This window comes from Motilimonas thetidivivens, assembly GCF_046452435.1.
Taxonomy (GTDB): Bacteria; Pseudomonadota; Gammaproteobacteria; order Enterobacterales; family CBDFNC01; genus Motilimonas.
Genome location: NZ_JBKFDK010000026.1, coordinates 53,486 through 66,851, shown reverse-complemented (window position 1 = coordinate 66,851; position 13,366 = coordinate 53,486). Strand labels below are relative to the sequence as shown.

Genomic DNA, 13,366 nt, shown 5'->3' with positions numbered 1-13,366 from the left:
TAGGGTTTGCTCAGGTAATTATTTTTCGCCGAGCGAGCTCGGCTCCTACAAGGGGGCAAAAAACCACTTTTGTCTTTGAACACCTATAAATCTGGGTGTTGCAAACGTAAAAATTGCCGGCTGATTTCGTGTTTATCTTGTTGTTGTATATCCCTAGCATGGCCGCTTAAGTGGCTGATTAACAAGCTTTGACTTAATTGAGCTTGATGAGCCGCCTGATAAAACGGAGCCAGCTCTACTATGCTGTGCAGTTGGTTTTTCTGCATCAGTTTATTTAACTGGGTAAGGGTAGCTTTGGGTAATCCTAGTTTGGCTGCGGTGTAGCGCACTTGCAGTTTAAATCGCTGCTGGCAGCCAAAACTTGGGGTTAAGCAAAGCCCAGCTTTGACATAAGGGACCGCGTAGTCTGCTTGCTGGCTGTGTCCATTGGATTGCGCTTGAGTAGGTGGTGTGACTAAGGTGGCAATGGTTTTACTGGCGAGTTTAATGTTGACCTCTTTGCCTATGCTTAGGCCGTGTTGGTTTAGATAATCCAGTGAGTAAGCCGACACCTTAGCCACGGTTTTATCACCTAATTGGATTGGCTCAAAATGTAACAAAGGGGTAATTTTCCCCGTTCTTCCCACGCTAAAACTCACTTTCTCAATTTTTACCAAATGTTGTTTAGCCTTAGGCTTGTAGGCCATTGCCCAATGGGGATATTGGCGATTTTCACCTAGGCTGAGGCGAGATTGTTGACTACTGAGTTTTATCACCACGCCGTCAATATCGGCATCTAATGGCGCTTGTTGTTGCCAGTGGGCTAGCCACTGTTGGGCTTGTGCGCTTGATGCAATGGGGTGGGTGAGATCCGCCACTTGTGTAAAACCGAGCTGAGTTAATTTGGTTTGCCGCTGCGATTCATTGCTAAGTTCAGGCTGGGCCAGATGATAGGGATAAAAGTTAAGCCCACGGGCATGTTCCGCTGTAGGTGTTTGCTGATGGGCTAGGGCGGCGGTGGCTTGGCGAGCACTGCTGTAATTGATGGCTTCTGCTTGGTTTATCTTGCGCCAGTGTTGTTTGGGCATAAATAGCTCGCCATAGATGACGGCATCGACAGGGTGGGATAGTCGCTGCGGGATCTGGCTTGATAAACGGATCAAGGCTGTGATGTCTTTGCCTCTGGCTCCGTCGCCTCGGGTACTGGCTTGATGCAAACGCCCTTGGTGATAGATTAGCTCGACGGCGATACCATCAAATTTAGGCTGAATTATCAGGGGTTGCCGCGCTTCTAACAAGGGGATTAAAAAGTCATCTAATTGCCGGCTTGAGGTGGTGCTATTTAAGCTTTTCATCGGTTGCTGGTGGCCCACATAAGCTCCAGCAATAGGTTGATTCAAGCTAGAAACGGGCTTAGTTAGCAGCTGATTTAACCGATCAAATTCGGCGTCAGAAATGCAGTCTTGGCCACTTTCATAGGCTTGGGTTTGCGCCGTTAAATACGCCTGTAATTGAGCTTGGCAAGCCGCCAGTGGCGCGCTGCTATAAAGTGCTAATAGTATGGCCGAGGGAGCCGCTAGGGTTAAATTGAGATAAGGCACGCAAGACATAATAACTAACCTGATTATTTATACAGTATTAAGGTTAGTTTAATCCGCCCTCTCAACCAGTGAGATCCTGGCATTTAATTAATCAGATTTCGTCTTTAGCACTAACTGGTTGGTTTCAAATAAGGTTTAACCTAGGTTTGAATATGAGTATCATGGCGCTTTTTTAGTAAAGGGGATGGAAATGGCGAAACCCATTATGTTACTGGGCTGTACCAGCGATGCAGGTAAGTCATTACTCGCCGCTGCGGCTTGTCGGGTATTAGCGAATCGAGGTGTCAAGGTGGCACCCTTTAAAGCCCAGAATATGAGCAATAATGCGGCCGTGACCCCCGAAGGGCTAGAAATTGGCCGAGCGCAATATTTACAAGCGTTAGCCGCCCGCGCTGTGCCCGATGTACGGATGAACCCGGTTTTGCTTAAACCGAGTGCCGATACCTTTAGTCAAGTGATAGTGAATGGCGTGGCGGATAAGGCTATTTCGGCGATGCCGTGGATGGAACGCAAATCCGTGCTTTGGCAACATGTCACGCGGGCGTTAACGAGCTTGCAAGCCGATTATGATCAGTTAGTGATTGAAGGGGCGGGTAGCCCTGCCGAAATTAATTTGCGCGCAGGTGATATTGTCAACATGGCGGTCGCGCTGGAAACCCAAGCCGATGTGTATTTAATTTCAGACATAGATCGCGGCGGCTCTTTCGCCCATTTATTAGGTACATGGGCTTGTTTAGCCGAAGAAGAGCAGCGTTTAATTAAAGGTTTTGTGCTGAATAAATTTCGCGGCGATCCTAAACTGCTGGGCAATGCCATGGATTGGTTAGAAGCCAAAACCGGTATTCCTACGGTGGCCAATATTCCTATGTACGATCACCGTTTACCCGAAGAAGATGCGTTTCGTGGTCAAGATAGCTTTGTTAAGGGTGAATTGAATATTGCCCTGCTGATTTATCCCTATGCCGCCAATATGGACGAGTTTGATCCCTTGTTTCATCAAGTTGGGGTGAATGTGTCGGTGATCCGCGAGCTACAGGATTTGTCACGCTTTGATGCCATCGTGTTGCCTGGCAGTAAAAACTCCGGTGCGAGTATGGCTTATTTGGTCAAAACCGGCTTAGATCAGGCGATTATTAAGGTGGCGAAAGCGGGTAAGCTGGTCTTAGGAATTTGCGGTGGATTGCAAATTTTAGGTGAGCAGCTGCTTGATCCTAATCAGCTAGAAGCAGGCGATTTTGCTGGGCTTGGGCTATTACCACTGACCACCGAGTTAGCTGCGATCAAGGCCACTTCACAAGTGCATTTTAATTGGCAAGGCCAAAACATTACGGGATATGAAATTCACCACGGTCAAACCAGACAACATGGCTCTGTGAGTGATTTCTTACAGCCTAATTTGGGGTGGCAGCGTAATAATGTGTTTGGTATCTACCTGCATGGCGCGTTTGATAACGCTGGGTTTATGAGTTGGTTTGTTAATCAATTAGGTCAAGATTTACCTACCCAAGATTGGCGTCAGGTGATTGATTTGGAATTGGAAAAATTAGCGTTGCAGTTTGAGCGCGACGGCTGGCTATAGGTGCAGGGCTAAGGCTTGCTCTAACCAATGAACGGCATCATCATATTGTTGAAAAAAGGCGATATTTTGCGCTAATAAGGCGGGGCTGCGCTGCAATATGATTTGTTGAGTAGCTTTATTTTTTATGATAAATGCTTTGGCAATGATGGCTTGAGTCGTTAACCATTCGTTGTATGCTTGTAATTGTTCGTAAGCTTCTGGTGTGCCGCCTTCTAATTCTAGATCGTCAATTAACATGGCAAATGGCTGTTCATTGAGCGTTGTAATGCATTGCTTTACTTGCTGGGTATATTGGCGACAGCCCAAATCATTAAAACTGCCGCTTAATTTACAGTAGATAATATGGTTGACGAGTTTGACTTCTGCTTTGCCGTGCGCTTTTGACATACTGACCTCGTAATTAATTTTTTAATTATAGGGTGAGAATGAACCCTAACTATTACTTAGCTAATTGAGGATGTAAAGAAAGCGCACAGCGATTTTTCATCAATAAGTGGATCACGGATTAAGCCTAACCACCTTCCAGCTGTCCCCGTCTTTTTGGTAATCAAACCTGTCGTGTAGGCGGTCGGCTTTACCTTGCCAGAACTCAATGCGCTCGGGGATCACGCGATACCCGCCCCAAAATTCAGGCAGTGGCACTTCTTGCCCCGCAAACTTTTGTTCAAAGTGTTTTACCTTGTCCATCAGCTCTTGGCGGCTTTGCGCTACCTCGCTTTGATGAGATGCCCATGCGCCAATCTGACTACCTCGGCCTCGAGAGTGGAAATAGGCCTGTGATTCTTCAAATGTGACGCGTTCAATGCGGCCTTCAATACGCACTTGGCGCTGTAAAATATTCCAATGAAACAGTAACGCGGCATGTGGGTTGGCATCAAGCTGCTGAGCTTTACGACTGCCGTAGTTGGTGTAAAACACAAAACCGCGATCATCGACTTCCTTGAGTAGCACCATACGAGAAGAAGGGCGACCGTCGGGCGTACAGCTTGCTACCGACATGGATTCAGGCAAAATGATGCCTGCATCTTCGGCTTGCTTTAGCCATTGTTTAAAAAATTCAAAGGGGTTGTCGGTGGCTTGTAGTTCAGGCATGTCAAGTAACACGCCCTGTCCTAATGTCAGTGCACATTTTAGCTTGGTCAGTAATGACATAATGCGGTGGCCTAGATTGAGTTGGCAAGATAATGCTAACTATAAATACAAGGTTGGATTAATCAAGAGCTTCTTGGTTTAACCCGTTAATTTTAGCGGTAATTTAGCTTCGGCTATGGTGAGTTCAACGTCGCTGGTGGCAATGGCACAGCAGGTAAGTACTTGGCCTTTGCGCACATAAGCCAGCGGCTCTTTGCGATATTGCACCGAGCCACTGTTAAGTTGACATTGGCAAGCGCCACAATGGCCATCCCGACATTGATATTCGGTTTGAATGCCTTGTTGTTCAAGGTTTTCAAGTAATGAGCGAGAGCTGTCTGTTTTAAAGCACACGCCATTGATGACCATCTTTTTCGTCATTACAGTTCAAAATCCTCTAGGTCGTCAGCGTCTAAGTCAGCATTGATTTGGCCAACTAAGTAAGAGCTGATTTCAGATTCTTGCGGTGCGACTTGCACGTTGTCACTGACTAACCAGTTGTTGATCCACGGGATCGGGTTAGATTTAGTGTCAAATGGCGCCTTAAAGCCGATGGCTTGCATGCGCACGTTGGCAATGTACTCAACGTATTGACACAGAATGTCTTTGTTTAGGCCAATCATAGAGCCGTCTTTGAATAGGTATTCGGCCCATTCTTTTTCTTGCTGCGCGGCGCGCATAAAGATGTCGATGGCTTCTTGCTCGCATTCTTTGGCAATTTCGGCCATTTCAGGATCATCTGCGCCATCACGCCATAAGTTAATGATGTGCTGGGTGGCATTTAAGTGTAGCGCTTCATCACGGGCAATCAGCTTGATGATTTTGGCGTTGCCTTCAAGTAAATCGCGCTCGGCAAAGGCAAATGAACAGGCAAAGCTAACATAAAAGCGAATGGCTTCAAGGGCGTTAACCGAGTTCATGCACAAGAATAATTTACGCTTGATTTCACGCTGGGTAATGAGTTCGACGCGGCCATCAGGGTGAGTGTATTCACCTTCACCGTGCAGTTGGTAGAACTGAGTCGCCGTGATCAAATCATCATAGTAACAAGCAATATCGTCGGCGCGTTTTAGAATTTCTTCATTGCTGACGATATCATCGAACACTTCACTTGGGTTAGTGAATAGGTTACGAATAATGTGCGTGTAGCTGCGGCTATGGATTGTCTCGGAGAAAGACCAAGTCTCAATCCAGGTTTCTAATTCAGGTAATGACACTAACGGCAGCAAAGCCACGTTAGGGCTGCGACCTTGGATCGAATCTAACAGGGTTTGATACTTTAAGTTAGAAATAAAAATGTGCTGCTCGTGCTCGGGTAAGTCTTGAAAATCTACACGGTCACGGCTGACGTCAACTTCTTCTGGACGCCAAAAGAATGAAAGTTGTTTTTCAATTAATTTTTCAAAAATTTCAAACTTTTGCTGATCGTAGCGTGCCACGTTGACCGGATTACCAAAAAACATCGGCTCGGTTAGGGCATTATTTTGTACTTTTGAAAAGGTAGTGTACTTATTCATTCTGTTTTTGCTCGAAATACAACAATATTAAGGGAGGCTAGGCCTCCCGAGTGGATTAGATTTTACACGCGCCGCCTTCACAACCATCGTCGGCTTGCAAGTCAGACTGGTCGTCCGCCGCACCGTCACGGGTGTTGTGGTAGTAAAGCGTTTTAAGTCCCATTTTGTATGCGGTGAGTAAGTCTTTTAATAGCATTTTCATCGGCACCTTGCCGCCTTCAAACTTGGCCGGATCATAGTTGGTATTGGCCGAAATCGCTTGGTCGACAAACTTTTGCATTATGCCCACGAGCTCAAGGTAACCTGTGTTGCTTGGAATGTTCCACAGCAACTCGTAGTTATCTTTGAGGCGGTCATACTCAGGCACCACTTGCTTTAAAATACCATCTTTACTGGCTTTAATACTGATATAACCGCGCGGCGGTTCAATACCATTAGTCGCATTTGAAATCTGGCTTGATGTTTCTGACGGCATTAATGCCGACAAGGTTGAGTTACGTAGGCCATGGGTTTTAATTTCTTCGCGTAAGGCTTCCCAATCTAAATGCAGCGACTCGGTGCAGATATTATCAAGATCAGACTTGTAGGTATCAATAGGCAGAATACCTTGCGAGTAAGTGGTCTCGTTAAATGCCGGACACGCGCCTTTCTCTTTTGCTAAGCCATTGGACGCCTTAAGCAAGTAATATTGAATTGCTTCAAAGGTGCGATGGGTTAGGTTGTTGGCACTGCCGTTTGAGTAGTACACGCCATTTTTGGCTAGGTAGTACGCATAGTTAATCACACCGACACCTAAAGTACGACGGTTTAAACTGCTGGTACGTGCAGCCGGAATAGGGTAGTCCTGATAATCCAATAGGCTATCTAGGGCGCGAACGATCAAATCAGATAGCTCTTCCAGCTCACCTAAGTTTTCAAGCGCGCCAAGGTTGAATGCTGATAGCGTACAAAGGGCAATTTCACCATTTTCATCGTTAACGTGTTCAAGTGGTTTAGTTGGCAGTGCAATCTCAAGACACAAGTTACTTTGGCGAATTGGTGCAACTTTGCTATCAAACGGACTGTGGGTATTACAGTGGTCGACGTTTTGGATGTAGATACGACCTGTGCTGGCACGCTCTTGCATCAACAAAGAGAATAAATCAGTCGCTTTTAGGGTCTTCTTACGAATGCTGCTGTCTTGTTCATATTGCTGGTATAACTGCTCGAATTTTTCTTGGTCTTCAAAGAACGCATCGTACAGGCCAGGGGTGTCAGATGGACTGAACAAGCTAATTGTGCCGCCTTTAATCAGGCGTGTGTAGAACAGTTTACTTAGCTGTACACCGTAATCTAAGTGACGTACGCGGTTTTCTTCTACGCCGCGGTTATTTTTAAGCACCAGTAGCGATTCAACTTCTAAATGCCAAATAGGGTAAAACACGGTGGCTGCGCCGCCGCGAACACCGCCTTGTGAGCATGATTTTACCGCCGTTTGGAAATACTTATAAAACGGAATACAACCGGTATGGAACGCTTCACCACCACGAATTTCACTGCCTAGGGCGCGAATACGACCCGCATTAATACCAATACCCGCACGTTGTGATACGTATTTCACCACGGCACTGGCGGTAGCATTGATGGAATCTAGGCTGTCACCCGTTTCAATTAATACACAAGAACTAAACTGACGTGTAGGTGTTCGCACACCCGACATAATCGGTGTAGGCAAAGATAACTTAAACGTTGAAATCGCATCGTAGAAACGGCGCACGTAATCCATACGGATTGATTTGTCGTAGTTTGCGAACAGGCACGCTGCAACAAGTACATATAAATACTGGGCGCTTTCGAAAATCTCACCGGTTACACGGTTTTGTACTAAGTATTTACCTTCCAGTTGTTTAACCGCTGCGTATGAAAAGTTCATATCACGCCAATGATCAACAAAGTCGTTCATTTGATTGAATTCATCTTGGCTGTAGTCATTCAGTAAATGGCGGTCGTACTTATCCATTTCACACATTTTTACTACGTGGTCGTATAAATGCGGTGGCTCAAATTGGCCATAGGCTTTTTTACGTAGATGAAATACAGCTAAACGGGCAGATAGGTATTGGTAATCAGGCGTTTGCGGCGAAATCAGATCGGCAGCCGCTTTGATGATGGTTTCGTGAATATGCTCGGTTTTGATGCCGTCATAAAATTGGATGTGGGATTTCAATTCTACCTGAGACACAGATACATTGTTTAATCCTTCTGCTGCCCATGTGATTACGCGGTGGATCTTATCTAGATCTATCGCTTCTTTAGTGCCATCACGTTTGGTGACCAACAGATTTTTATTCATCGCATAACGCCTTTTGAAAAATTAAGTTATCGAAAGTGCAAAATTATTAAAACAAAAATAATCAACCCAAATATGCAAATTCAGGGCTGATGTAAAAAGAAGGTTTCTAGTGTTTTAATAATGCTGCAACCACAATATATAGTGTTTGTATTTTATTTTAGTACAAGATAATGAGGTAAGGCCGTTTTTGCAAGGGGGCAAGTTGATCATAACTTGTGGATAAAGTGTGAAAAAATTAGCTAGGTTAGTAACGACTAACCATTGATCTCCAAGCAGGTTTAGAACAAGTGAATTTCAAGTCCTTTTTTCCCTAAAATGAAAAAAAAATTTATTTTGTTCGGTTGCTTAAAAAGCCAACAACCAAGCCTGCGCAGCAATCTAAGGAGCGACGAGGCTTGGTGAAAGCACATGGAAAAGTTAGGGTTAATTTAGCGTTACTAACAAAGGCTAAATTTGTGCGCATCATCAAAAATTGATGTTTTTATTTACTCAGCCAAAGGTTTTGTCATCAACATGTAGTTGACGTCAACATTTGGCGCTAAAAAGAAACCTTGGGTGACTGGGTTGTAGTGTACCCCTGTTAAGTTAGTGCACTGCAGGTTGGCGGCATCGGTGTAACTTAATAGCTCCGAAGGGCGGATAAATTTATGGTGCTCATGGGTGCCTTTGGGAACCCAACGTAATAGGTATTCAGCGCCAATAATCATCATTAGATAAGATTTAGCGGTGCGGTTGATGGTTGAAAAGAATACCACGCCATCGGGTTTAACTAATTGCTTACAAGCTTGAATAACCGAAGCCGGGTCGGGGACGTGCTCAAGCATTTCCATACAAGTGACCACGTCATAGCTGTGCGGGTTTTCGTGGGCATGTTGCTCGACCGTGGTTTGAATGTAATCTAATTTAGCGCCGGTTTCGAGGGCGTGTAAACGCGCGACTTCAAGGGGCTCTGTGCCCATGTCTAATCCCGTCACTATGGCGCCTTTATGAGCCATGCTTTCGGCTAAAATACCGCCGCCGCAGCCAACGTCGAGCACTTTTTTGCCAAACAAACCTTGGCAACCGCGATTGATGTAATCGAGCCGAGTGGGGTTCAGTAAGTGAAGCGGCTTAAATTCTCCCTCTAAATCCCACCAACGGCTAGCCATGGCTTCAAATTTTGCAATTTCTTGTGCATCTACATTCATGATTTTTGCTGCTTTTTTCATCATTTGTGAATTTTGTACTTATTATATGCGGCGATGGATCGGAAAAAAGCCATTTTTTCAAAAAAGTTGCAGGTTATGTGTCCTACCTCCCTCTGTCTCTGCCATGAAAATGTGCTAGAATCCCGTCCTCGTCAAATCACACCGAAATTATTAGATTTAGGGATTTAGGCTTATATGAGCGATCTTGCAAAAGATATCACGCCGGTAAATATCGAAGATGAGCTGAAAACATCTTATCTCGATTATGCCATGAGCGTCATTGTTGGACGTGCACTTCCTGATGTACGCGATGGATTAAAACCGGTTCATCGCCGCGTCTTGTTCGCCATGAGTGTACTGGGCAATGATTGGAACAAACCCTATAAAAAGTCTGCCCGTGTGGTAGGTGATGTAATAGGTAAATATCACCCTCATGGTGATACAGCGGTTTACGATACAATTGTTCGTATGGCGCAAGACTTCTCGCTGCGCTACATGCTAGTTGATGGTCAAGGTAACTTTGGTTCGGTAGACGGCGACTCCGCTGCGGCGATGCGTTATACCGAAATCCGCATGGACAAAATCTCCCATGAGTTATTGGCCGATTTAGATAAAGAAACCGTGGACTTTGTACCTAACTATGATGGTACTGAACAAATTCCTGCGGTATTACCTACTAAGATCCCAAACCTGCTGGTTAACGGCTCATCGGGTATCGCGGTCGGTATGGCAACCAATATTCCGCCTCATAACTTAACTGAAGTGATCAATGGCTGTTTAGCCTTGATTGAAAACAGTGAGTTGACGGTTGCCGAGTTAATGGATTATATCCCAGGCCCAGATTTCCCGACCCACGGCATTATTGCTGGTCGTAAAGGCATTGTGGATGCTTACACCACAGGTCGCGGTAAACTGCGTATTCGTGCCCGCGCTGATATTGAAACCGATGCTAAAACAGGTCGCGAAACCATCATAGTGCATGAGCTACCTTATCAGGTAAACAAAGCACGTTTGATTGAAAAAATCGCTGAACTGGTCAAAGAAAAGAAAATCGAAGGCATCAGTGCAATTCGCGATGAATCAACGCGTATTATTCGTGTTTGTATTGAAATTAAGCGTGGTGATGTGGCAGAGGTTGTACTTAACAACCTTTATGCGCAAACTCAAATGCAAGTTTCTTTTGGTATTAACATGGTGGCGCTGGAAAACGGCCAACCCAAAATCTTTACCTTAAAAGAAACCCTAGAGAGCTTTATTCGTCACCGCCGAGAAGTAGTAACTCGCCGTACTGTTTTTGAATTACGTAAGGCACGCGACCGCGCGCATATCTTGGAAGGTTTAGCCATTGCACTGGCGAACATCGACCCTGTGATTGAGCTGATCCGTGAATCTTCAACCCCAGCGCAGGCAAAAATTGCCTTACAAGCGCGTGGCTGGGAGCTAGGTAATGTGGCTGCCATGCTCGAAAGTGCGGGTGTGGATGCGGCGCGTCCAGATTGGTTAGAAGAGCAATACGGTATTCGTGATGACGGTTACTTCCTAACCGAGCAACAAGCGCAAGCGATCCTTGATTTACGTTTACATAAGTTAACGGGTCTAGAGCACGAGAAGATCCTTGATGAATACAAGGCGCTGCTTGAGCTAATTGCAGAGCTATTGCATATCTTAAACAGCCCAGAGCGCTTGGTTGAGGTTATCCGTGAAGAGCTTGAGCTAATTCGCGATCAATTCGGCGATGAGCGTCGCACCGAAATTACCGCCATGAGCGGTGACATCGACATGGAAGATTTGATCCCAGAAGAAGATGTGGTGGTGACGCTTTCTCACGAAGGCTACGTTAAGTATCAGCCGTTAACGGATTACGAAGCGCAGCGCCGTGGTGGTAAAGGTAAAGCAGCGACTAAGATGAAAGATGAAGACTTCATCGAGCGTCTATTGGTAGCCAATACCCATGACACCATCTTGTGTTTCTCAAGCCGTGGTAAGTTGTACTGGCTAAAAGTGTATCAATTGCCGCTGGCTTCACGTGCCGCACGTGGTCGTCCAATCATCAATATTTTGCCGCTGGAAGAAAACGAGCGTATTACCGCTATCTTGCCGGTACGTGAATACCAAGATGATAAGTTTATCCTGATGGCAACAGCCTCGGGCACGGTTAAGAAAACCGCATTAAGCGCATACAGCAAACCGCGTAGTTCAGGCTTGATTGCAATTAATTTGCGCGATGACGATGAATTGATTGGCGTCGCTATCACCGATGGTGACAGTGAAATCATGTTGTTCTCTGATGCCGGTAAAGTGGTGCGCTTTAAAGAGTCTGAAGAAACGCCAGTGATCGATGAAGACGGTAATCCCGTACTAGACGAAAACGGCGAGCCTGAAATTCGTTTCCGCGGCGTACGTCCTATGGGCCGCACGGCAACGGGTGTTCGCGGGATCAAACTTGGCGATGACCAAAAAGTGGTTTCATTGATCGTACCTAACCAGTCAGGTGACATCTTAACCGTAACCGAAAACGGTTATGGTAAACGTACGCCGCAATCAGAATACCCAACCAAAGGTCGTGCGACCCAAGGCGTGGTATCGATTAAAGTGAGTGAGCGTAACGGTAAGGTGGTCGGTGCGGTTCAAGTTGAAGCGTCGGAAGACATTATGCTGATTTCTGACAAAGGTACCTTAGTTCGTACTCGTGTTGATGAAGTGTCAGTGGTCGGACGTAATACCCAAGGTGTAACCTTAATTCGTACCAGTGAAGGTGAGCACGTAGTTGCCTTACAGCGGATTGAAGAAGTCGAAGAAGATGAAACAGAAATAGAGCAAGTCTCTGCCGAGGGAGGTGCTGAGCAGCAGCTTCCACCGGATGATGAATCGACGGAACAAGAATAATCAACAACAATGAAAAATGAGCGGCTTTTGCCGCTCGTTTTATTTTTCGGAACAAGAGAATGACTCAGGTTTATAATTTTTGTGCAGGTCCTGCCATGCTACCTCCTGCTGTAATGGAGCAGGCGCAAGCGGAATTTCGTAATTGGAATGACTTACATGTCTCTGTGATGGAAGTCAGCCACCGTAGTAAAGACTATATCGCCTTAGCCGATAAGGCAGAGCAAGATCTTCGGGATTTACTCAATATTCCAGATAATTATAAAGTGCTGTTTTGCCAAGGTGGTGGCCGAGGACAGTTTGCTGCTGTGCCGCTGAATCTCTTTGGTGAGAAGCTTGAAGCGGATTACATTATCACTGGCCAGTGGGCGCAGTCTGCGGCTGAAGAAGCGAAAAAGCACGGCAAGATCAATGAAATTGATATCCGTGAAACCAATGCCGCGGGTCAAGCTTCGCTGCGTGATAGCAGCCAATGGCCGTTAAATCCCAATGCCGCTTATGTGCATTACTGTCCTAATGAGACCATTGAAGGACTAGAAATCAGCAGCATCCCTGACACTGGCGATGTGCCTTTGGTGGCAGATATGAGCTCGACCATTTTGTCTCGCCCAATTGATATCAGTAAATTTGGCGTAGTCTACGCAGGCGCACAAAAAAATATTGGCCCATCAGGGTTAGCTTTAGTCATCGTGCGTGATGATTTGATTGGTAAAGCGCGTCAAGCCATTCCTTCTATCCTAGATTACAAAGTACTGGCTGAGTCGGATTCGATGTTTAACACGCCGCCAACCTACAGCTGGTATTTGGCTGGTCTGGTGTTTCAGTGGCTAAAACAGCAAGGCGGTTTGTCTGCTATGGCTGAGCACAACGAAACCAAAGCGAAATTACTCTATGACTACATCGACGGCTCTGATTTTTACCAAAACCAAGTTGATCCTACCTATCGCAGCTGGATGAACGTGCCATTTCAATTGGTGGATGAGTCATTAAACGAGGCATTTTTAGCTGAATCTGCCGCGCAAGGTTTATTAACTTTAAAAGGTCATCGTATTGTGGGTGGCATGCGCGCCAGTATCTATAATGCGATGCCAAAAGCGGGCGTTGAAGCCTTAGTGGCCTTTATGGATAAGTTTGCCAAACAGCATGGGAAGGCTTAA

The 13,366-nt window shown here is 45.8% G+C and carries 10 protein-coding genes; 3 read left to right on the top strand and 7 right to left on the bottom strand.

Features of this window, described 5'->3' with window-relative positions:
• Positions 1-83: 83 nt before the first annotated feature.
• A complete protein-coding gene (locus tag ACK8OT_RS16720) occupies positions 84-1,589 on the bottom strand; it encodes a hypothetical protein (RefSeq protein ID WP_410197650.1) in 1,506 nt (501 codons plus the stop codon).
• Positions 1,590-1,770: 181 nt separating this feature from the next.
• Here ACK8OT_RS16720 and ACK8OT_RS16715 point away from each other — a divergent pair, with 181 nt between their 5' ends.
• The gene (locus tag ACK8OT_RS16715; RefSeq protein WP_410197649.1) at positions 1,771-3,159 is read left to right on the top strand and encodes a cobyric acid synthase; all 1,389 of its coding nucleotides are present in this window, start codon (positions 1,771-1,773) and stop codon (positions 3,157-3,159) included.
• Here the strand turns inward: ACK8OT_RS16715 and ACK8OT_RS16710 are convergent.
• The 6 genes from ACK8OT_RS16710 to ubiG all read right to left on the bottom strand — a co-directional run bounded on the left by ACK8OT_RS16710 (position 3,154) and on the right by ubiG (position 9,326).
• A complete protein-coding gene (locus tag ACK8OT_RS16710; RefSeq protein ID WP_410197648.1) occupies positions 3,154-3,546 on the bottom strand; it encodes a hypothetical protein in 393 nt (130 codons plus the stop codon). The genes ACK8OT_RS16715 and ACK8OT_RS16710 overlap by 6 nt on opposite strands.
• Positions 3,547-3,657: 111 nt before the next feature.
• Positions 3,658-4,311, bottom strand: coding sequence for a pyridoxamine 5'-phosphate oxidase (pdxH, locus tag ACK8OT_RS16705; protein ID WP_410197647.1), 654 nt, complete (start codon positions 4,309-4,311; stop codon positions 3,658-3,660).
• Between the two features lie 78 nt (positions 4,312-4,389).
• Entirely contained in the window at positions 4,390-4,671 is a 282-nt protein-coding gene (gene yfaE, locus ACK8OT_RS16700; RefSeq protein WP_410197646.1) for a class I ribonucleotide reductase maintenance protein YfaE, read from the bottom strand.
• On the bottom strand, positions 4,671-5,807 hold the full coding sequence (gene nrdB / locus ACK8OT_RS16695) for a class Ia ribonucleoside-diphosphate reductase subunit beta (protein ID WP_410197645.1): 1,137 nt from the start codon (positions 5,805-5,807) through the stop codon (positions 4,671-4,673). The genes yfaE and nrdB overlap by 1 nt, the downstream gene beginning before the upstream one ends.
• 55 nt (positions 5,808-5,862) lie before the next feature.
• Entirely contained in the window at positions 5,863-8,139 is a 2,277-nt protein-coding gene (gene nrdA, locus ACK8OT_RS16690) for a class 1a ribonucleoside-diphosphate reductase subunit alpha (RefSeq protein WP_410197644.1), read from the bottom strand.
• Between the two features lie 485 nt (positions 8,140-8,624).
• Positions 8,625-9,326 (bottom strand): bifunctional 2-polyprenyl-6-hydroxyphenol methylase/3-demethylubiquinol 3-O-methyltransferase UbiG, encoded by a 702-nt coding sequence (ubiG, locus tag ACK8OT_RS16685; protein ID WP_410197643.1) that lies wholly within the window; start codon positions 9,324-9,326, stop codon positions 8,625-8,627.
• A gap of 195 nt (positions 9,327-9,521) precedes the next feature.
• On the opposite strand from ubiG, the gene gyrA reads away from it, so the two are divergent.
• Together gyrA and serC are read left to right on the top strand one after the other, a co-directional pair.
• On the top strand, positions 9,522-12,212 hold the full coding sequence (gene gyrA / locus ACK8OT_RS16680; RefSeq protein ID WP_410197642.1) for a DNA topoisomerase (ATP-hydrolyzing) subunit A: 2,691 nt from the start codon (positions 9,522-9,524) through the stop codon (positions 12,210-12,212).
• A gap of 59 nt (positions 12,213-12,271) precedes the next feature.
• Positions 12,272-13,366: a 3-phosphoserine/phosphohydroxythreonine transaminase gene (gene serC / locus ACK8OT_RS16675; RefSeq protein ID WP_410197641.1), complete on the top strand. Its 1,095-nt coding sequence runs from the start codon at positions 12,272-12,274 to the stop codon at positions 13,364-13,366.